This window comes from Winslowiella sp. 2C04 (assembly GCF_050037805.1).
Classification (GTDB): Bacteria; Pseudomonadota; Gammaproteobacteria; order Enterobacterales; family Enterobacteriaceae; genus Erwinia; species Erwinia toletana_A.
This window is the reverse complement of the sequence record NZ_CP188300.1, coordinates 2,012,423-2,031,025: the sequence shown is the minus strand read 5'-3', so window position 1 is coordinate 2,031,025 and position 18,603 is coordinate 2,012,423. Positions and strand designations below refer to the sequence as shown.

Below are 18,603 nucleotides of genomic sequence, written 5' to 3'. Positions count from 1 at the left end.
CACCTTAATCGCCCTGCACCACAGATGACAGCAGGATGCTTTCTGTGGCAGGCTGGCAGCCGAAACCCTTCAGAAGGAAATCTAAATGAGCATTACCCGAATTGATCCTGAGCACCGCATGTCTGAAGCAGTGATTCATAATCAGACTGTTTATTACACCAGCGTGCCGGAAAATCTGGATGAGGATGCTGAAGCGCAAACGGCCAATGCGCTGGCGGTGATCGATGCGCTTCTGACGCGTGTCGGTTCTGATAAAAGTCGTATTCTGGATGCCACCATTTTTCTGGTGAACCTGGAAGATTTCCCGGCGATGAACCGTGCGTGGGACGCATGGGTGTCACCGGGTAACGCACCGGTACGCTGCACGGTGCAGGCGAATCTGATGAATCCGAAATATAAAGTTGAGATCAAGGTTATCGCGGCGATGTAAGCCAGCGCGGCGCGTTACTCTTCGTCGTCCTCGTCTTCGAAACGCGCCGTAATATGCCCACCGGTGTGGGTTTCACGGATCTCCTGCGCCACCAGCGTAATTGCCTGGCCACTGCTCATTCCCTGCGACATCAATTCCTGAATACGCTCCACAGCTTGCTGCTGCTGTTCATGTGATAATGCTGGAAGACCTGTAATCATGGTGACTCCTTACAATGAAGATGCAAATTATTTCACGGCTAACAAACAGATGCCAGCAAGGCAAAAATATGCCAGGCTTGCACTTTTCTGATGTGACGACCTGCTTAATTCGATGCTGCCTGTTTACCACGCCTTAGACTATACGCCCGACGCTCTGCATAATCTGTTTGCACGCGCGGCACATCTGCCCTGGGCAATGCTGCTCAGTTCCGGCTTCGCCGAGCATGCCGATAACCGTTTCGATATTATGGTGGCAGAGCCCTGCGCCACGCTGCAAACTCGCGGTAACATCACGCGCTGGCAGCGGGATGGCATCCTTATCGAGTCGGCGGCTGACCCGCTGACGCTGTTGCAGCAAGCGCTGGATGAGCTGAATCTACCGACCGTGCAGCATCCCGACCTTCCTTTTCAGGGAGGCGCACTGGGGCTGTTTGGTTACGATCTTGGGCGACGTTTCGAGCAACTGCCGCAGACTGCCAGCGCCGATTTGACCACGCCGGATATGGCGGTCGGGCTTTATGACTGGGCGCTTGTCGCCGATCATCATCGCCAGACGCTGACGCTGATTACCCACCAGCAGCATGAGGCCCGACGCGACTGGCTGCTGACGTTGCCGACGGCACAGCCGACTGAAGACTTTACCCTCACCAGCGAATGGCAATCGAATATGACGCCCGCGCAGTACGGTGAGAAGTTCGACAGCATACAGCAGTATCTGCAAGCGGGCGATTGTTATCAGGTAAATCTCGCTCAGCGCTTCACCGCCAGTTATCGTGGTGATGAATGGCAGGCGTTCACTCTGTTGAATCAGCAGAACCGCGCGCCATTCAGCGCTTTTCTCAGGCTGGAACAGAGCGCGATTCTTAGCCTGTCACCGGAGCGTTTTCTCGAACTGCAACAGGGAGAGATTGAAACCCGTCCGATTAAAGGCACCCTGCCACGCTTAGCGGAGGCTGAGGCCGATCGCCATCAGGCGGAAAAACTGGCGGCGTCGCCGAAAGATCGCGCAGAAAATCTGATGATTGTCGATTTGTTGCGTAATGATATTGGCCGGGTAGCACAACCCGGTACGGTTAAAGTGCCGCAGCTGTTTGTCGTTGAACCTTTCCCGGCGGTACATCATCTGGTCAGTACTATTCGTGCGCAACTGAAACCCGAACTGAATGCCAGCGATTTGCTGCGCGCCTGCTTCCCCGGCGGCTCGATTACCGGCGCACCGAAAGTGCGCGCAATGGAAATTATTGAAGAGCTGGAACCACAGCGGCGTAATGCCTGGTGCGGCAGTATTGGCTACCTCAGCCTGTGCGGCCGTATGGATACCAGTATTACCATCCGCACGCTAATTGCCGAACAGGGACAGCTGTTCTGCTCTGCAGGCGGTGGCATCGTTGCCGACAGTAATCAGCAGGCTGAATATCAGGAAACCTACGACAAAGTGAATCGCATTCTTCCTTATTTACTGGATCAACGGCATGACGGCTAAATCACTCACGCTGTCACAGTTTATCACCCGCTTTATGCTGCAACAGCCCCAAACGCAACCTGCCGGGCTACCAACCCGTCGCGCGGCGGTGCTGGTGCCGATTATCGCCCGCCCGCAGCCGACACTGTTGTTGACCCGTCGTGCCGATTCGCTGCGTAAGCATGCTGGCCAGGTGGCGTTTCCCGGCGGCATGATGGACCACAGCGATCCCTCACTGGTGTTTACTGCCCTGCGCGAAGCCGAAGAGGAAGTGGCGATTACGCCAGCCAGCGTGCAGGTGATTGGCACCCTGCCCGCCGTAACCAGCAGCACTGGCTTTCAGGTTACGCCGGTGGTCGGCATCCTGCCGGACACCATCACTTACCAGCCCAGTGAAGATGAAGTGGCGGCGGTGTTTGAAATGCCACTGCAGGAAGCGCTGCGGCTTGGCCGCTATACGCCGCTGGATATCCACCGTCATGGCATTGAGCATCGCGTGTGGTTATCGTGGTTTGAGGATTACTTTGTCTGGGGCATGACCGCCGGAATTATCCGCCAGCTCAGCCTGCAGATTGGTCAGCCCTGATGCGGCTGATGCATTTCACAGCAATTATCGCCTGATATCCGAACAAAACATTATTTTTCACTGGCAATTCCTGAGTAAGCGATCCAAATCACTTACATCAGGCGGCTTTTCATTTATATTCCTCGCACAAACAAAGTCAGTTATGCTATGCCAGCGGCAAACAGGCCGGGCATTAGCCTGAATGTTCTTTTAGATAAGTTTTTTTCATGCGATAGCCATCTTTTTTCCCGCATGATTGCCACCAGTCGCTCTGCTCACCCGATAACCAGGGCAGAGATAACCATTTTAAGGAGCGTGTAGCGTGATTAGCGTTTTCGACATGTTTAAGATCGGCATTGGCCCTTCCAGTTCTCATACGGTAGGACCGATGAAAGCCGGCAAACAGTTCGTCGATGATCTGGTAAAGAATGGCCAGATCTCTTCTGTTACGCGTATTGCCGTCGATGTGTATGGTTCCCTTTCTCTGACCGGCAAAGGTCACCACACTGATATCGCCATTATTATGGGCCTGTCAGGCGCGTCTCCCGATAGCGTCGATATCGACAGCATTCCTGGCTTTATTCGTGATGTTGAGCAACGTCAGCGGCTGCTGCTGGCGAATGGTGAGCATGAAGTCGATTTCCCACGTGAAGGCGGGATGGTGTTCCGCAGTGATAACCTGTCGCTGCATGAGAACGGCATGCGCATTCACGCTTTTGCCGGTGATCAACCAATCTACAGCAAAACCTATTACTCTATCGGCGGTGGTTTTATTGTCGATGAAGAGCATTTTGGTGAGTCCACGCTGGACGAGGTCAGCGTGCCGTATCCTTTCCATTCGGCAAAAGAGATGCTGGCTCACTGCCATGAAACCGGCCTGTCACTCTCCGGCATGGTAATGAAAAACGAACTGGCGCTGCACAGCCGCCAGGATATCGAGAAGTATTTTGGCGATGTCTGGCAGGCGATGCGCGACTGTATCGATCGGGGCCTGAATACCGAAGGCGTGCTGCCTGGGCCGCTGCGGGTACCGCGTCGTGCTGCAGCGCTGCGTCGTTTGCTGGTGTCATCCGATAAGCTCTCCAGCGATCCGATGAACGTAATTGACTGGGTTAATATGTTTGCGCTGGCGGTAAATGAAGAGAATGCCGCCGGTGGCCGGGTGGTTACCGCCCCAACTAACGGTGCCTGCGGCATTGTTCCTGCGGTGCTGGCTTACTACGATCACTTTATTGAATCGGTCAGCCCGGATATTTTTATCCGTTATTTCCTTGCTGCCGGTGCGGTTGGCGTGCTGTACAAAATGAATGCTTCTATTTCAGGTGCTGAAGTGGGTTGTCAGGGCGAAGTCGGCGTCGCCTGTTCGATGGCTGCCGCTGGCCTCGCGGAATTGCTGGGTGCCAGCCCAGAGCAGGTTTGCGTCGCGGCCGAAATTGGTATGGAGCACAACCTCGGTCTTACATGCGATCCGGTTGCGGGTCAGGTGCAGGTGCCGTGCATCGAGCGTAACGCTATCGCCTCGGTAAAAGCGATCAACTCTGCGCGTATGGCAATGCGCCGCACCAGTCAGCCGCGCGTCTCGCTGGATAAAGTCATCGAAACCATGTACGAAACCGGCAAAGACATGAACGCCAAGTATCGTGAAACCTCGCGTGGTGGGCTGGCGATCAAAGTACAATGTGACTGATTTTTCTTAAAGTTAGCATTCTGCGACATCACGGTAGTTACCTTACTAACTATCGGTTATGCTGTTAACACGCTACAGTAGAACAACGCGGCCTTATACGGCCGCGTTGTTCTTGTGCTCACAGCGATTTATATTCATTGCTACTAAACTTTCACCAGGCAAGGTCGATAACTAAAACTCGCAATTTCATTGGCGCTTACTTAAGGATGGTTACTGATGCAAGTGTCCCAGCAAATTGTTAGTCAGTTTCGCCGAAAACGACTATTTATTGCTGCAACTGTCGCCGCATTAGTGATTTTTCTTACCCTGGCTTTTCGTTTTTTCGAAGAGAAAAATCGCATTGAGCAACAGTCACACACCTTTGCCAATGAAGCCATTCTGCGCTTTGACCGCATGTTTTCGCCACTGGATGTATCAGCGAATGATAATCTCGGGCTGGTCGGTCAGCGCTGTAGCGACGTGCGCTTTACGCTGGTGGAGAAACTGGCGGCCCTGCAAACACTACGCTCGCTGTTATTGGTAGAGAGTGACAGCATCTATTGCTCCAGCATATTTGGTGAACGTACCCTGTCATTCAGTAAAATATATCCTGAACTGGCGATCCATAATCAGCGCATGCTGTTGACTACCGATAACTATCTGCTTAAAGGCTCACCGGTGTTAATACTGTGGACCCCCATATCGCAGGATAATAATAAATCCGGCATTCTGCAGGTTATTAACGTCGAGATGATGAGCAATTATCTGCTCGAACCGACATTGCCGTGGGTTGAGCGGGCAATATTTAATGTTGGCGGTAAAAGCCTTGAATACGGCACCCCACTGATTCAGCCGGCCATTCCCTCTGAAGATGAGGTGAGTTACGAAGAGGCTTCGCTGCGCTACCCCTACACAATTACTCTGTTTGGCCCATCGCCAGCACGCCTGGCGCTCGCAGCCGTTCCTTCTCAATTGCCGCTGGCGCTTCTGCTCAGTCTGCTGACGGGTTATATCGTCTGGCTGGCAACCGCTAACCGTATGAGTATCGCCTGGGAGATCAGCTATGGCCTGTCGTCCCACGAGTTTCTTGTTTACTGCCAGCCGCTAATTAATGCGCGTACCGGAGAATGTGACGGCATAGAATTGCTGTTGCGCTGGAATAATCCGCGTCAGGGCTGGGTTCCACCGGATGTATTTATTCCAATGGCCGAGCGCCAAAATCTGATTGCACCGCTGACGCGTTACGTGATTAATGAGGTCGTCAGCCAACTGCCTTCGCTGCCCGATACTCCCGATTTTCATATCGCCCTTAACGTAGCGGCCAGCCACTTTCACAATCGCGCCATTCTCAACGATTTACAGCATCTGTGGTGGCCAGCTAATCCGCGTCAACAGCTGGTAATTGAACTCACCGAACGTGATGCCCTGCCGGTGGTCGATCAACGCGTCGTTTCACACCTGCAAAAAGCTGGCGTTAAGTTGGCGATTGACGATTTCGGTACTGGCCACAGCTCGCTTTCCTACCTGAAGACGCTCAGCCCCGACGTGTTGAAAATCGATAAAATCTTCACTGCTTCAATTGGCACCGATGCGATTAACGCCACGGTAACCGATATGGTGATTTCGCTGGCGCAGCGTCTGAATATCAGCCTGGTGGCCGAGGGTGTGGAAACCGCTGAGCAGGCAGCCTATTTGCGTGAACGCGGTGTGGATATTTTACAGGGCTATTATTTTGCCCGACCGATGCCGTTAGCCGATTTCCCGACATGGCTGAGTGAACGTTAGCCTGCTCTGATAGAAAAAAAACGGCGCTGTTAAGCGCCGTTTTTCTCTTCGGATGGCGAGATTATCCTCGCCCGGGCCAACCATCAGGCCTCTTCATCGTCCATTTCGTTGCGTTCTTTGGTCACACGCACCAAATCCACGCGATAATCTGTCGCTTCGATAATCTGGAAGCGCAGTGGCGGCAGCTCAATGACATCACCGGGTAACGGCAACTGTCCTTTCTGCGCAATCAGTAAGCCCGCCAGCGAAGCATGATCGTCTTCGGCTTTAACCAAATCCTGAGTATCCAGCAGCTGCTGCAACGAGTGAAGATCGGTGCCGCCTTTAACCAGCCAGCCGTCGCCGTCGGCAATGATATCCGGCGTTTCATCCTCATCAGGAAATTCACCGGCAATCGCTTCCAGCACGTCCAGCGGTGTGATCAGCCCCTGCACCACGCCAAACTCATTGGTTACCACCACAAAGCTGCCCTTGGCACGGCGTAATACACCCAGCAGGTTAATCGGATCGAGCGTTTCTGGCACGATAATCGGCGGCGTCGCCGACGCGAAAGTGGCCACATCAATACCATGATCCAGCGCCACTAACAGCTCTTTGGCACGCACCACACCGATAATTTCATCCAGTTCACCGCGACACACCGGGAACAGGCTGTGCGGCGTATCCAGCAGCTGAATGCGAATCTCATCCAGCGGGCGCTCAGCATCAACCCAGGAGATTTCGCCGCGCGGCGTCATAATGCTGCGCACCGAACGCGAGGCCAGCGTTAATACGCCGTTAATCATGTAGCGCTCTTCGTCCTTAAAGGCTTCCTTCGGCATTACCGATGTCACTTCGCTGGTCTCACTGTTTACCTGCTGCGAACCCTGGCGCCCGCCCATCAGGCGCAGAATCGCTTCTGCGGTACGCTCACGCATCGGGCGGTGCGACTGATGACGGACAAAGTTACGTCGCGCAATCTGGTTAAACAGCTCGATGAGAATCGAGAAGCCGATCGCCGCGTACAGGTAACCTTTCGGAATGTGGAATCCAAAGCCTTCAGCGACCAGGCTCAGACCAATCATCAGCAGGAAGCTGAGACACAGCACCACAACTGTCGGATGCGCGTTAACAAAGTTAGTTAACGGCTTGGACGCCAGCAGCATAACCCCCATCGCAATGATCACCGCGGTCATCATTACTGCCAGGTCATTCACCATACCGACTGCGGTTATTACCGCATCAAGTGAGAACACCGCATCCAGTATGACAATCTGAATCACCACTGCCCAAAAACTGGCGTAGCTGCGGTTGCCATCACTCTCATGTTGACGGTTCTCCAGCCGTTCATGCAACTCCATGGTTGCCTTAAACAGCAGAAATACACCGCCGAACAGTAAAATCAAATCGCGCCCGGAGAAACTAAAGTCCGCCACGCTGAATAACGGCTTGGTCAGCGTCACCATCCACGAAATTAGCGACAACAGCCCCAGACGCATCAACAGCGCCAGTGACAGGCCGATAATACGCGCTTTATCGCGCTGCTTCGGTGGCAATTTATCCGCAAGAATGGCGATAAATACCAGGTTATCAATACCCAGCACGATCTCAAGAAAGATAAGCGTCAGCAGACCGGCCCAAATTGAGGGGTCTAAGAGAAATTCCATTACAGACTCCGAAACAAGGAACAGGACAACGCCGCCACCATATTAATGGGCGTGCGTGGGGAATAACGACAGGCAATAGTGCGTGATACGCCGGAAGGCGTCAGAAAACAAGCCGGATGACCCGGTGGCATGGATAAACAACTTCGGTGACAGTCCATAGGGAGGGCAAAGGCCCGTTACTCCTGTAGCAAAAAAGAGTCATTACTCTACCAGCAGAAACATTGTCGTCAAAATATTTTCTTACAGTTAACAAAACTGCTTTATTTGGCTGCCTGATAAATGAGCAGAATGACAAATCATCAAGTTATACATCGGATTAACTGAGCGAGGTCACATAATTTATTTTTTCACAGACTAAAATAATTGTCGAAACATTCGCTGTATATCCTGACTCTGCAAAAAATCTCTATTGATGATTGCAGCGTTGTCTTGGGGTGGGCTTATCGCTGTTGCGATAAACTCGTTGGCGGCTCAGTGCTCACTGGCTGAAACGCTCACTATTCTAAAAGGAGGTAGCAAGTGACTATTGCTATTGTCATCGGCACGCATGGTTGGGCAGCAGAGCAGCTTCTGAAAACCGCCGAAATGCTGTTGGGTGATCAGGAAAACGTCGGCTGGATTGATTTTGTCCCCGGTGAAAATGCTGAAACCCTGATTGAGAAGTACACTGCGCGCCTTGCTGAACTCGACACCAGCCAGGGCGTGCTGTTCCTCGTTGATACCTGGGGTGGCAGCCCGTTTAATGCCGCCAGCCGTATTGTGGTCGATAAACAAAACTATGAAGTCATCGCCGGCGTTAATATCCCAATGCTGGTGGAAACGCTGATGGCACGTGACGATGATCCGGCATTCGATGAGCTGGTGGCAGTGGCAGTGGAAACCGGCCGTGAGGGCGTCAAAGCACTGAAGGCTAAAGAGCCTGAACCCGCAGCGGTGGCCGCAGCTAAACCCGCCGCACCTGCCGCACCAACCAAACCAATGAGCGCGGAAGACCATATGAAAATTGGTCTGGCCCGTATTGATGACCGCCTGATCCACGGCCAGGTCGCCACCCGCTGGACTAAAGAAACCAACGTAAACCGCATTATCGTCGTCAGTGATGAAGTCGCTGCCGATAACGTGCGCAAAACCCTGCTGACCCAGGTCGCCCCTCCAGGGGTCACTGCACATGTGGTGGACGTCGCGAAAATGGTGCGCGTCTACAACAACCCGAAATACGGTCAGGATAAAGTGATGCTGCTGTTCACCAACCCGACGGATGTCGAGCGTATTGTGGCAGAGGGCGTCAATATCACCTCGGTCAATGTCGGTGGCATGGCATTCCGCCAGGGTAAAACCCAGGTGAACAATGCGGTGTCAGTTGATGAAAAAGATATTGCCGCGTTTAAGAAGCTTAACGATCGCGGAATTGAGCTGGAAGTCAGAAAGGTCTCGTCCGACCAGAAACTGAAAATGATGGACCTGATTGCCAAAGTGAATCAATAAGTTGAAAGCCTTATTCATCGCCTGACGCGTCAGGTTTAACTCAGAATGCTTATGTCAGAAGGAGAAGTGCAATGGAGATTACCACTCTTCAAATTGTACTGATATTTATTGTCGCCTGCGTCGCAGGTATGGGATCGATTCTTGATGAGTTTCAGTTTCACCGTCCGTTGGTGGCCTGTACGTTAATTGGCTTTGTGCTGGGAGATGTTAAAACCGGGATTATTATCGGCGGTACGCTGGAAATGATCGCCCTTGGCTGGATGAACATTGGTGCGGCAGTGGCACCCGATGCCGCCCTCGCCTCAATTATTTCGACCATTCTGGTTATCGCCGGTGGGCAAAGCATCGGAGCCGGTATCGCACTGGCTATTCCGCTGGCCGCAGCTGGCCAGGTTCTGACCATTATTGTGCGTACGATTACCGTTGCCTTCCAGCACGCCGCCGATAAAGCGGCCGAGAAAGGTAATCTGACCGCAATCAGCTGGATTCACGTTTCGGCATTAGTGTTGCAGGCGATGCGTATTGCCATTCCGGCACTGATCGTTGCTGTATCCGTCGGCACCAGCGTAGTACACAACCTGCTGAACTCGATTCCGGAAGTTGTGACCAATGGCCTGAATATCGCCGGTGGCATGATTGTCGTGGTCGGTTATGCAATGGTCATCAATATGATGCGTGCCGGTTACCTGATGCCGTTCTTCTATCTTGGCTTCGTGACCGCGGCATTTACCGAATTCAACCTGGTCGCACTGGGTGTCATTGGGGTGGTAATGGCACTGCTCTATATTCAGCTCAGCCCGAAATATAACCGCGTCGCGGGTGCAGCAGCGTCTGGCCCGGCAAAAAACGACCTCGATAACGAATTAGACTAAGGATAAGGTGAGAGAAATGGTTGATACCACTACCACACAAAAAAAACTCACACCCGGTGATATTCGCGGTGTATTTCTGCGCTCAAACCTGTTCCAGGGATCATGGAACTTTGAACGCATGCAGGCGCTCGGTTTCTGCTTCTCAATGGTGCCGGTGATTCGTCGCCTTTACCCGGAGAATAACGACCAGCGTAAACAGGCAATTAAACGTCACCTTGAGTTCTTTAACACCCACCCGTACGTGGCAGCCCCAATACTGGGCGTGACCATGGCGATGGAAGAGCAGCGTGCCAACGGTGCACCGATTGATGATGCGGCGATTAACGGCATCAAAGTCGGTCTGATGGGGCCACTGGCAGGCGTCGGCGACCCCATCTTCTGGGGTACGGTGCGCCCGGTATTTGCCGCACTCGGAGCCGGTATCGCCATGAGTGGCAGCCTGCTCGGTCCGATACTGTTCTTCGTGCTGTTTAACCTGGTGCGTCTGGCAACTCGCTATTATGGCGTCGCGTATGGCTATAAAAAAGGTGTCGATATTGTTAGCGACATGGGCGGCGGCTTCCTGCAAAAACTGACCGAGGGGGCGTCAATTCTCGGCCTGTTTGTCATGGGGGCACTGGTTAATAAGTGGACGCATGTTAACATTCCACTGGTGGTGTCGAGGATCACCGATCAGACCGGCCAGACCAATGTCACCACAGTTCAGACCATCCTTGATCAGCTGATGCCAGGACTGGTGCCACTGCTGTTGACCTTTGGCTGTATGTGGCTGCTGCGACGTAAAGTGAATGCGCTGTGGATTATCATGGGCTTCTTTGCCATTGGTATCTTCGGCTACTGGATTGGTTTACTCGGACTGTAAACTGCTGAACCGGGAGCCTGGCTCCCGGTTTTTTATTGCAGAGTCTTTTTATCAGCGTTTACGCCAAACGCTGACAAAACGACTTTCACGGAGCTGTAGTATGTCTTTAACCGATTATCTCATCATTGCCGTTATCGCCCTGTTTCTGCTGTACGCGATTTATGATGAATTACTGATGGATCGTCTGCGCGGTAAAACCCGTCTGAAAGTGCTGCTGCAACGCCGTAACAAGCTGGATAGCCTGATCTTTATCGGCTTGATCGCCATTTTGCTTTATCACAACGTTTCAGCCAACGGGCCACAAGTTACCACGACGTTACTGCTGATTCTGGCTTTTATCGCCATTTATATTTTCTGGATTCGCCGACCGAAATTGTTGTTAAAACCGCAGGGCTTTTTCTACGCGAACGTCTGGGTAGCTTATTCCCGTATCAAAAGTATGAATTTATCGGAAGATGGCGTACTGGTGATGCAATTAGAGCAGCGCCGCCTGCTGATTTACGTCAGAGAATTAGACGACCTTGAAAGAATTTATAAAACAATGGTAGAAAATCAATAAGTTAAAATATAGCCAAGGGTATGAATTATACCCCAGGCATGTTAATTCTAATCACTAATAAAACTGCGGATATTATTTTTCCGTTAAAACCGCAATAACATTGCGCTTAATTTAAACAGCAACGGATAAGTCAGATAATTAATGAAAATCGTTATCAGTTGGCGCTAAAAAATAATGAATTTTAATTTGCCTTCATTTGTCGCTGTGATATTGTAGCCAGCGTCATTGGGGAGTAGCCGATTTCTGACGGAGTGTCAGAAATGCATCTGTCAACATACTCGTTTAGAGATAAACGTGGCAGCTGCGGCCCGCAGCGGGAAGGCGAGACCATAGACACGTGCCCATGTAAGGTTGGGGATGGCGCACGTGTATATGGATGTCCCGGCCGAGGTTACGACTTCGATGAATCTTTCCGCAATGCTTATTCTTGCTTTTGGCATGTCTATGGATGCTTTTGCCGCCTCGATCGGTAAAGGTGCAGCCCTGCATAAACCCCGTTTTTCCGAAGCACTCCGTACTGGCTTAATCTTTGGCGTAATCGAAGCCATTACACCGTTAATTGGTTGGTGTATTGGTCAGTTTGCGACGCAATTTGTCATGGGATGGAGCGACTGGATCGCGTTTATACTGCTGGCGTTTCTCGGTGGGCGAATGATCGCCGAGGGGTTTCGTGGCCAGAGCAGCGACTGCGCGCCGGTGCACCGTCACGGTTTCTGGCTGCTGGTGATGACCGCAATCGCCACCAGCCTTGATGCGATGGCGATTGGCGTCAGCCTTGCCTTCCTGCAAGTCAACATACTGCAAACCGCGATGATGATCGGCCTGGCAACGCTGATTATGTCAACAGCAGGCATTATGGTCGGGCGCTTTATCGGGCCGATGCTTGGCAAGCGTGCCGAGATCCTCGGCGGCGTAGTGCTGATCGGCATTGGTTGCAGTATTCTTTACTCCAGCCTGGCTTAATCGCGCTGCCACAGCGTCAGCACAAAATCCGTCTCGCAGATAAACGCCGTCTCACCGACCAGCTGCCCCCATACTTCCGGGCGCGCACGCCAGGCGAATGGCGTCATTTGTAACAACGCAGCGGCTTCTTCGCCGTTAAGCGTCATCGGGTAACTCAACGCCTGCTGATCAACGCGCGTAAAGCCTTCCGGCTGCTCTTCACTCTCATCATGCAGCTTTACCTGCTGATAAATAAGTTCTTTGAACTGCAACAGGTGACGCGGCCCTGGCGCAACCGTCAGCAAATATCCGCCCTGACGAATGACTCGCGCCAGCTCGCTGGCTTTGCACGGCGCATAAATGCGCAGCACCGCATCCAATGACTGCGCGGCGAAAGGCAGGCGATGGCTGGAGGCCACGCAGAAGCTAATTTCCGGATAGCGTTTCGCGGCATAGCGAATGGCGACCTTAGACACGTCCAGACCATATATTTGACGGCTTTCACGCTGCGATAAACGCTGGCTGACTGCTTCAGTGTAATACCCTTCACCACAGCCAATATCCAGCAGGCTGACCGCCTGCTGTGGCAATACGCTGTCCAGCAGTGCAGCTACCTGCTGCTGTAACGGCTGATAGTGACCGGCATCAAGAAACTCACGGCGCGCCTGCATCATCTCCGCACTGTCGCCCGGCTGTTTAGAACGCTTATGCTGTACCGGCAGCAGATTGACGTAGCCCTCTTTCGCGCAATCAAACTGATGTTGATTCGTGCAGCGCCAGCTGCGCTCATTAAGCGCCAGCGGTTGCTGACAAAGTGGACAAAGGTACGGCATTCAGGCTCTCCGGCAAAAAATCAGGGCGGCAGTTTACACCTTTCATCGCCTGCGTGCGTCAGTAATCCACTCAGATTCGCGTCAGGCGCAACAAAAAAGCCCCGTCACGAATGACGGGGCTTTCACAATTCAGTTTCAGCGGCGTTATGAATTACAACACCTTGCTGAGGCTGAGATCGAAATCAGATTGCATTAACGTTAACTGCAGCTGGACCTTTCTGGCCGTCCTGAATTTCGAACTCAACATTCTGGCCTTCAGCCAGAGTTTTGAAGCCGTTACCCTGGATTGCAGAGAAGTGTACGAACACATCTTTGCTGCCGTCAGCAGGAGTAATGAAACCAAAACCTTTAGACTCGTTGAACCACTTAACCTGACCTTTAATCTTTGCCATTATGCAAATTCCTTAGATTGTTTTATTCGCCCGGAGGCTTACTTACTGAGAAACCAGAGACATTACTGAATGAGGCACTAATTTAAGGTTCGGCAAGGAAGCGGTATTCAACGTCAACGTTTTTACTCAGAACTTCATTACTGAAAATGCCACACATAAGCAGAACTGTACCTCGTTTTACCCAGAAAGCGTTATCACATATCCTTTAATTAATGGCAAGCCATTTTTAAACAGTGATCGACCTGCCGCACATTATTGAAACGACTAACGGCACGGAATGCACAAATATGCACGCTTTCGGGCTAAACAGACATACAACCCAAGCAGGAAAGGCCCACCCAGCATGTCTATAACGTCCCGATTACTTTAGCCTAAACTAAAGGTTTCGTCTAATACGACCTTGCGCTAACTCATTACTATTCAGCATAAATATTGCATAAATATTGCAAAGAACTTCTGTATAGATTGATTAAAGCAGCCGGTAACAAGCTAAAAGTTTGCAGATGTAACTTGTACAACAAGTATCCTTTCGTACAAATTAAACATTAAATTGCACCAAAATCAGGAGCATTATTTCGCCCTGCCCCAATTAAATGCAACGCTGATAAATTACTCACTAATTTGATCTGTTCCCAAGCAGAATTATAAATAATGTGATTAGTGGAATGTTCTGCGGTTGATATCTGTCACCCTAAGATTATTCCTGGATAATATTATTTATCAGCGCTCTTGCTCCTATTCTCCACGGCTGGAAGCGTTGTGGATCAAGCCCTGCCGACTGCATCGAATGCGCCAGTTCGGCTGGCGGCGTATCCAGTGATTCATCAGCCAGCTCAAATACTCCCCAGTGAATCGGAATAGATAGAGGGCAACCCAGATCGCGGTGCAAAGAAACCGCCTGCTGCGGATCCATATGCTGGGCGTGCATGAACCATTTTGGTGCATAGGCACCGACCGGTAACGCGGCCAGATTAAAAGGCCCAAGACGGCGCGGGATTTCGAGTAAATTTTCGGAGTAGCCGCTGTCGCCGGTGAACCAGAAATTCAGTTTTTTGACGTTTATTGTCCAGCCACACCACAGTGAACGATTACGATCTCGCAGCGTGCGCATACTCCAGTGACGTGCCGGTACGGCATGAATGGTCATGCCCGCCAGCTCAGTAGCTTGCCACCAGTCTGCCTGACTGACGTGGCGCGCGCCCTGGCGAATAAACCACGGCTTCAGGCCGAGCGGCACAACAAACTGCACTTCAGGAAAGCGCCGCAAAATTTTCTTGATGGTTGGACGATCGAGATGATCATAGTGATTATGCGAAATAAGCACCACATCCAGCCGGGGTAAATCATCGATATTCAGCGCCGCAGGCGTTTTACGTGCCGGGCCATACCAGCGCAACGGCGAAGCGCGCTGAGATAACGCCGGATCGATCAGGGTATAGCGCTGATCGATACGCAGCATCAGGCAAGCGTGTCCAAGCCACCAGACAGCATCCTGATCGCCGGAGAGGTCTGCTGGCTGCCACCATTGGGAGATAAACCCGGCATACCCTGCTGCGGGGGGAAATGGCAGCCCCTGCGCTTTACGCTCCTTGCGCCAACGCGCTAAATCGCCCTGCTGACGTAAATCAGTTTCCGGATTACAAAAACCCTCTGGCGTATGGTGCGCCTTAGACGGGTCATACCACGGATTTTTCCACGCCATATTCAACGCTCCTCAGCGCGTAACATTGCTTATCGCTCAGGAATCAGGCGAGTGAAATCTTTCTCGTCCTGCTGCTCCACTGCGTTTTTGCTCTCACTACCGCTGACGCTATCCGTCAGGCGGCGCAACAGCGCGTTTTGCTTTTTCTGCTCATCTAGCAGCGATTCCAGCAGGCGAATCTGCTCACTGGCACGCACGCTGGCGCGGTTAACAAAAAACCATGCGATCAGGCCAACAATGACCAGCGCTGCACTAAATCCCATTGACGCAAAACCCATCACGCCATTCGCCATCTCATTCATACAAACCTCAGTGTTACCGTACTTTCAAAGGTTGCTGCAATGCGCACAACACAACCTGTCGATTTTACTCGCTCGGCAGCGAATTGATAGATAACTCACATAATTTGCTGGTGAAATCTGAGTAATACTCATCGCTTTCAGCATCCTCTTATCGACGGGATGTGCAGCAAACGGCATGGTGCTATGCTGGGCGCGACGGCTGATGATGAGGAACAGCCTGATTAAACATGGAGACAAAAATGAAAATGATTATTCGTATCGTCATACTGCTGGCGATTATTTGGCTGGCGATGTTATTAACGGGCTACGGGGTGTTGACCGGCAGTAACAAAAATGCCGCAGGCATGGGTTTACAGTGTCAGTATCTGACCGCACGCGGTATGGTTTCGGCACAATATCTGCATACCGACAGCGGGATTATCGGCGTGACTGACTGCCCAATCCTGAAGAAAACCGGTGAAGTGGTCGATAATTAATTGACGCCGATCGGCTGGCGGCGTACTGGCCGCCAGCCGCATCAGATTCAGAATGGATAGTCGTGATAGCCCATCTGGGATGACAGCGCACTCGCAGCGCGATGCAGCATGCTGACATAATCTTTTTTATTCTCTTCCGCGAAGCGAATTGTCGGGAATGACATACTCAGACCTGCAATCACCACGCCAAAACGGTCAAACACCGGCACTGCGATACAGCGTAAGCCCTCTTCCTGCTCTTCGTTATCCTCGCCGAATCCCTGCGATTTTACTTTCTCCAGCACCGGTAACAGCTCTTCAGCACTGGCCAAAGTACGCGCGGTGCTGCGGGTAAATTCTACATGCTGCAAAATTTCCTGCACTTCGGCCGGATCGCGCCATGCCAGTAATACTTTACCAATCGCGGTGCTGTGCAGCGGGTTACGACGGCCAATGCGCGAATACATCCGCAGGTTGTACATTGAGTCGATTTTATGAATATAGACAATGCTGTCTTCTTCCAGCGCGCCGAGATGAATGGTTTCTTTGGTCAGGCGCGACAGCTCCCGCATTTGGATATCGGCGCTGCGGATCAAATCGACGTTTTGCAGCGCTTTCGCACCCAGCTCAAACAATTTCAGCGTCAGGGCATACTTTTCCGATTCGCCCTCCTGCGACACATAGCCAAGTGACTTCATGGTCTGCAGAAAACGGTAGACGGTGCTTTTAGACATCATCACGCGCTGCGACAGTTCGGTAATGCCGTTTTCACGCTCTTCACCTAACGCCTGCAAAATGCCAAACACTTTTAGCACGGAAGAGACGGAGTCGGGCTGCTTATCAAGATCTGCATTGGCCATAAATCACAACCTTTCTGAAATTGTTTTACAAAAAATGGAACACTATTTCTAGTATACGTGTGAGGTTGCCGATATCGCAATTAAATCACGCAGTTTGCGCCAGCAGGAGCACAGCGAGTTTTGCTATTAAATGCGATGCATTAGTCGCAGAAAGCCATTAGCATGATGATATTCACACTCATGATTAATTTCTCCTTATGTCACAAACCTCTCAAATGGATGGCTTACCCATCCCGCAGCGTTACGGCGCGATCATTGCTATTGCGCTGGGCATCACCGTCGCGGTACTGGATGGTGCGATTGCCAACGTCGCGCTGCCAACCATCGCCCGCGATTTGCAGGCCAGCCCGGCCCAGTCAATCTGGATCGTCAATGCCTATCAGCTGGCGATCATTGTTTCTCTGCTGTCGCTGTCATTTCTCGGCGATATTCTTGGTTATCGCCGGATTTATCAGTGGGGATTGGTGGTTTTTAGCTGCACATCACTGTTCTGTGCGCTCTCCAGCTCGCTGGAGATGCTGACTTTTGCCAGGGTGTTACAGGGATTTGGTGGTGCTGCACTGATGAGTGTTAATACCGCGCTGATCCGCATTATCTATCCTCAGCGCCATCTCGGGCGCGGTATGGGGATAAATTCGCTGATCGTGGCAGTTTCCACTGCAGCAGGCCCTACAGTGGCGGCTGCGGTGTTATCAGTGGCTTCCTGGCAGTGGTTGTTCTTTATCAACGTTCCGGTGGGTATTGCCGCGCTGTGGCTCGCGCTGCGCTTTCTGCCGGATAATCCGCAGAAGGCGCAAGGACAGCGTTTTGACATAACCAGTGCCGTGATGAATGCGCTGACCTTCGGTCTGCTGATCTCCGCGCTGAGCGGCGCAGCGCAGGGCCAGCGCTGGGAAATTATCGCGGCAGAGTTGGTGGCGTTACTGGTGATCGGGATACTGTTTATCCGCCGTCAGCTTACTCTGCCGTTTCCGCTGTTGCCGGTCGATCTGCTGCGCATTCCGATTTTCTCACTGTCGATTTGCACCTCCGTTTGCTCATTCTGCGCGCAAATGCTGGCAATGGTATCGCTGCCGTTCTATCTGCAAAGCGTGCTGGGACGCAGTGAAGTCGCAACCGGATTGCTGTTGACGCCGTGGCCGCTGGCCACCATGGTGATGGCGCCGATTGCCGGCCGCTTAATTGAGCGCTATCACGCCGGTCTGCTCGGCGGTATTGGACTGGCGATGTTTGCCGCCGGTCTGTTTGCGCTGGCGTTGTTGCCACCCGCACCGGCCGATGTCGATATTATCTGGAGAATGATGCTGTGCGGTGCCGGTTTTGGCCTGTTCCAGTCACCAAACAATCATACGATTATCTCTTCCGCACCGCGTAACCGCAGTGGCGGTGCCAGTGGCATGCTGGGTACTGCACGTCTGTTGGGGCAAACCAGTGGTGCGGCGCTGGTGGCACTGATGTTTAATCTGTTTGGTACTCACGGCACCCATGCTTCGCTAATTATGGCCGGATGCTTCTCCAGTGCGGCAGCCATTGTCAGTGCAATGCGCATGACCCAGCCACGCGCCGGAAAATAAAAAAGGGGACC

19 protein-coding genes, 1 pseudogene and 1 riboswitch are annotated in these 18,603 nt (G+C 52.1%); of the genes and pseudogenes, 12 read left to right on the top strand and 8 right to left on the bottom strand.

Annotation, left to right across the window (positions count from 1 at the left end):
* The first annotated feature begins 85 nt into the window (after positions 1–85).
* Positions 86–430: a RidA family protein gene (locus ACP3TC_RS09075; protein ID WP_313852253.1), complete on the top strand. Its 345-nt coding sequence runs from the start codon at positions 86–88 to the stop codon at positions 428–430.
* A 14-nt stretch (positions 431–444) separates the two neighbouring features.
* Here the strand turns inward: ACP3TC_RS09075 and ACP3TC_RS09070 are convergent, their stop codons facing one another.
* Positions 445–630, bottom strand: a complete 186-nt coding sequence (locus tag ACP3TC_RS09070) for a YoaH family protein (protein ID WP_313852255.1) — start codon at positions 628–630, stop codon at positions 445–447.
* Positions 631–742: 112 nt separating this feature from the next.
* On the opposite strand from ACP3TC_RS09070, the gene pabB reads away from it, so the two are divergent.
* The 4 genes from pabB (at position 743) to ACP3TC_RS09050 (ending at position 6,108) form a co-directional block, all read left to right on the top strand.
* Complete coding sequence (gene pabB / locus ACP3TC_RS09065) at positions 743–2,113, top strand: aminodeoxychorismate synthase component 1 (protein WP_426818062.1); 1,371 nt, start codon at positions 743–745, stop codon at positions 2,111–2,113.
* Complete coding sequence (locus ACP3TC_RS09060) at positions 2,103–2,678, top strand: CoA pyrophosphatase (RefSeq protein ID WP_426818061.1); 576 nt, start codon at positions 2,103–2,105, stop codon at positions 2,676–2,678. Before pabB ends, ACP3TC_RS09060 begins: the two co-directional genes overlap by 11 nt.
* 301 nt (positions 2,679–2,979) lie before the next feature.
* A complete protein-coding gene (sdaA, locus tag ACP3TC_RS09055; RefSeq protein ID WP_313852261.1) occupies positions 2,980–4,344 on the top strand; it encodes an L-serine ammonia-lyase in 1,365 nt (454 codons plus the stop codon).
* Between the two features lie 216 nt (positions 4,345–4,560).
* The gene (locus ACP3TC_RS09050; RefSeq protein ID WP_426818060.1) at positions 4,561–6,108 is read left to right on the top strand and encodes an EAL domain-containing protein; all 1,548 of its coding nucleotides are present in this window, start codon (positions 4,561–4,563) and stop codon (positions 6,106–6,108) included.
* Between the two features lie 83 nt (positions 6,109–6,191).
* On the opposite strand, the gene ACP3TC_RS09045 is transcribed toward ACP3TC_RS09050, so the two are convergent.
* A complete protein-coding gene (locus ACP3TC_RS09045) occupies positions 6,192–7,754 on the bottom strand; it encodes a TerC family protein (RefSeq protein WP_426818059.1) in 1,563 nt (520 codons plus the stop codon).
* A 519-nt stretch (positions 7,755–8,273) separates the two neighbouring features.
* Between ACP3TC_RS09045 and manX the strand changes: the two genes are divergently transcribed.
* From manX to mntP, 5 genes are all read left to right on the top strand, one after another.
* On the top strand, positions 8,274–9,239 hold the full coding sequence (gene manX / locus ACP3TC_RS09040; protein WP_426818058.1) for a PTS mannose transporter subunit IIAB: 966 nt from the start codon (positions 8,274–8,276) through the stop codon (positions 9,237–9,239).
* Between the two features lie 71 nt (positions 9,240–9,310).
* Positions 9,311–10,111, top strand: a complete 801-nt coding sequence (locus tag ACP3TC_RS09035; protein WP_426818057.1) for a PTS mannose/fructose/sorbose transporter subunit IIC — start codon at positions 9,311–9,313, stop codon at positions 10,109–10,111.
* Between the two features lie 16 nt (positions 10,112–10,127).
* Positions 10,128–10,973: a PTS mannose transporter subunit IID gene (locus tag ACP3TC_RS09030; RefSeq protein WP_313852272.1), complete on the top strand. Its 846-nt coding sequence runs from the start codon at positions 10,128–10,130 to the stop codon at positions 10,971–10,973.
* Between the two features lie 100 nt (positions 10,974–11,073).
* Positions 11,074–11,532, top strand: a complete 459-nt coding sequence (locus ACP3TC_RS09025) for a DUF986 family protein (RefSeq protein ID WP_313852274.1) — start codon at positions 11,074–11,076, stop codon at positions 11,530–11,532.
* A 215-nt stretch (positions 11,533–11,747) separates the two neighbouring features.
* Positions 11,748–11,922: riboswitch (yybP-ykoY riboswitch) on the top strand.
* 12 nt (positions 11,923–11,934) lie between these two features.
* Positions 11,935–12,495 carry a manganese efflux pump MntP gene (mntP, locus tag ACP3TC_RS09020; RefSeq protein ID WP_313852276.1) on the top strand — a complete coding sequence of 187 codons (561 nt, stop codon included), beginning with the start codon at positions 11,935–11,937 and terminating at the stop codon, positions 12,493–12,495.
* Here mntP and rlmA read toward each other — a convergent pair.
* The 5 genes and pseudogenes from rlmA to ACP3TC_RS08995 all read right to left on the bottom strand — a co-directional run bounded on the left by rlmA (position 12,492) and on the right by ACP3TC_RS08995 (position 15,703).
* Positions 12,492–13,307: a 23S rRNA (guanine(745)-N(1))-methyltransferase gene (gene rlmA, locus ACP3TC_RS09015; protein WP_313852278.1), complete on the bottom strand. Its 816-nt coding sequence runs from the start codon at positions 13,305–13,307 to the stop codon at positions 12,492–12,494. The two genes, mntP and rlmA, sit on opposite strands and share 4 nt — an antisense overlap.
* A 182-nt stretch (positions 13,308–13,489) precedes the next feature.
* Entirely contained in the window at positions 13,490–13,699 is a 210-nt protein-coding gene (cspE, locus tag ACP3TC_RS09010; RefSeq protein WP_313852280.1) for a transcription antiterminator/RNA stability regulator CspE, read from the bottom strand.
* A gap of 85 nt (positions 13,700–13,784) precedes the next feature.
* Positions 13,785–13,856: pseudogene (locus ACP3TC_RS09005) on the bottom strand (DUF2627 domain-containing protein); the annotation flags it as partial.
* Between the two features lie 540 nt (positions 13,857–14,396).
* Positions 14,397–15,401 (bottom strand): MBL fold metallo-hydrolase, encoded by a 1,005-nt coding sequence (locus tag ACP3TC_RS09000; protein WP_313852282.1) that lies wholly within the window; start codon positions 15,399–15,401, stop codon positions 14,397–14,399.
* A 29-nt stretch (positions 15,402–15,430) separates the two neighbouring features.
* Positions 15,431–15,703 carry a YebO family protein gene (locus ACP3TC_RS08995; RefSeq protein WP_313852284.1) on the bottom strand — a complete coding sequence of 91 codons (273 nt, stop codon included), beginning with the start codon at positions 15,701–15,703 and terminating at the stop codon, positions 15,431–15,433.
* A 239-nt stretch (positions 15,704–15,942) separates the two neighbouring features.
* Between ACP3TC_RS08995 and ACP3TC_RS08990 the strand changes: the two genes are divergently transcribed.
* Complete coding sequence (locus tag ACP3TC_RS08990) at positions 15,943–16,179, top strand: YobH family protein (protein WP_313852286.1); 237 nt, start codon at positions 15,943–15,945, stop codon at positions 16,177–16,179.
* 47 nt (positions 16,180–16,226) lie between these two features.
* Here ACP3TC_RS08990 and kdgR read toward each other — a convergent pair whose 3' ends face one another.
* Positions 16,227–17,018 carry a DNA-binding transcriptional regulator KdgR gene (gene kdgR / locus ACP3TC_RS08985; RefSeq protein WP_313852288.1) on the bottom strand — a complete coding sequence of 264 codons (792 nt, stop codon included), beginning with the start codon at positions 17,016–17,018 and terminating at the stop codon, positions 16,227–16,229.
* A gap of 197 nt (positions 17,019–17,215) precedes the next feature.
* Between kdgR and ACP3TC_RS08980 the strand changes: the two genes are divergently transcribed.
* Positions 17,216–18,592: an MFS transporter gene (locus tag ACP3TC_RS08980; RefSeq protein ID WP_426818056.1), complete on the top strand. Its 1,377-nt coding sequence runs from the start codon at positions 17,216–17,218 to the stop codon at positions 18,590–18,592.
* Positions 18,593–18,603 lie beyond the last annotated feature (11 nt).

Coding starts and splice junctions, on each gene's coding strand:
- ACP3TC_RS09035 (WP_426818057.1), top strand. CDS start 9,311: ATGGAGATTACCACTCTTCAAATTGTACTGATATTTATTGTCGCCTGC.
- ACP3TC_RS09045 (WP_426818059.1), bottom strand. CDS start 7,754: ATGGAATTTCTCTTAGACCCCTCAATTTGGGCCGGTCTGCTGACGCTT.
- ACP3TC_RS09025 (WP_313852274.1), top strand. CDS start 11,074: ATGTCTTTAACCGATTATCTCATCATTGCCGTTATCGCCCTGTTTCTG.
- ACP3TC_RS09075 (WP_313852253.1), top strand. CDS start 86: ATGAGCATTACCCGAATTGATCCTGAGCACCGCATGTCTGAAGCAGTG.
- ACP3TC_RS08990 (WP_313852286.1), top strand. CDS start 15,943: ATGAAAATGATTATTCGTATCGTCATACTGCTGGCGATTATTTGGCTG.
- ACP3TC_RS09000 (WP_313852282.1), bottom strand. CDS start 15,401: ATGGCGTGGAAAAATCCGTGGTATGACCCGTCTAAGGCGCACCATACG.
- rlmA (WP_313852278.1), bottom strand. CDS start 13,307: ATGCCGTACCTTTGTCCACTTTGTCAGCAACCGCTGGCGCTTAATGAG.
- pabB (WP_426818062.1), top strand. CDS start 743: ATGCTGCCTGTTTACCACGCCTTAGACTATACGCCCGACGCTCTGCAT.
- ACP3TC_RS09030 (WP_313852272.1), top strand. CDS start 10,128: ATGGTTGATACCACTACCACACAAAAAAAACTCACACCCGGTGATATT.
- ACP3TC_RS08980 (WP_426818056.1), top strand. CDS start 17,216: ATGTCACAAACCTCTCAAATGGATGGCTTACCCATCCCGCAGCGTTAC.
- cspE (WP_313852280.1), bottom strand. CDS start 13,699: ATGGCAAAGATTAAAGGTCAGGTTAAGTGGTTCAACGAGTCTAAAGGT.
- mntP (WP_313852276.1), top strand. CDS start 11,935: ATGAATCTTTCCGCAATGCTTATTCTTGCTTTTGGCATGTCTATGGAT.
- ACP3TC_RS09070 (WP_313852255.1), bottom strand. CDS start 630: ATGATTACAGGTCTTCCAGCATTATCACATGAACAGCAGCAGCAAGCT.
- ACP3TC_RS08995 (WP_313852284.1), bottom strand. CDS start 15,703: ATGAATGAGATGGCGAATGGCGTGATGGGTTTTGCGTCAATGGGATTT.
- ACP3TC_RS09060 (WP_426818061.1), top strand. CDS start 2,103: ATGACGGCTAAATCACTCACGCTGTCACAGTTTATCACCCGCTTTATG.
- kdgR (WP_313852288.1), bottom strand. CDS start 17,018: ATGGCCAATGCAGATCTTGATAAGCAGCCCGACTCCGTCTCTTCCGTG.
- ACP3TC_RS09050 (WP_426818060.1), top strand. CDS start 4,561: ATGCAAGTGTCCCAGCAAATTGTTAGTCAGTTTCGCCGAAAACGACTA.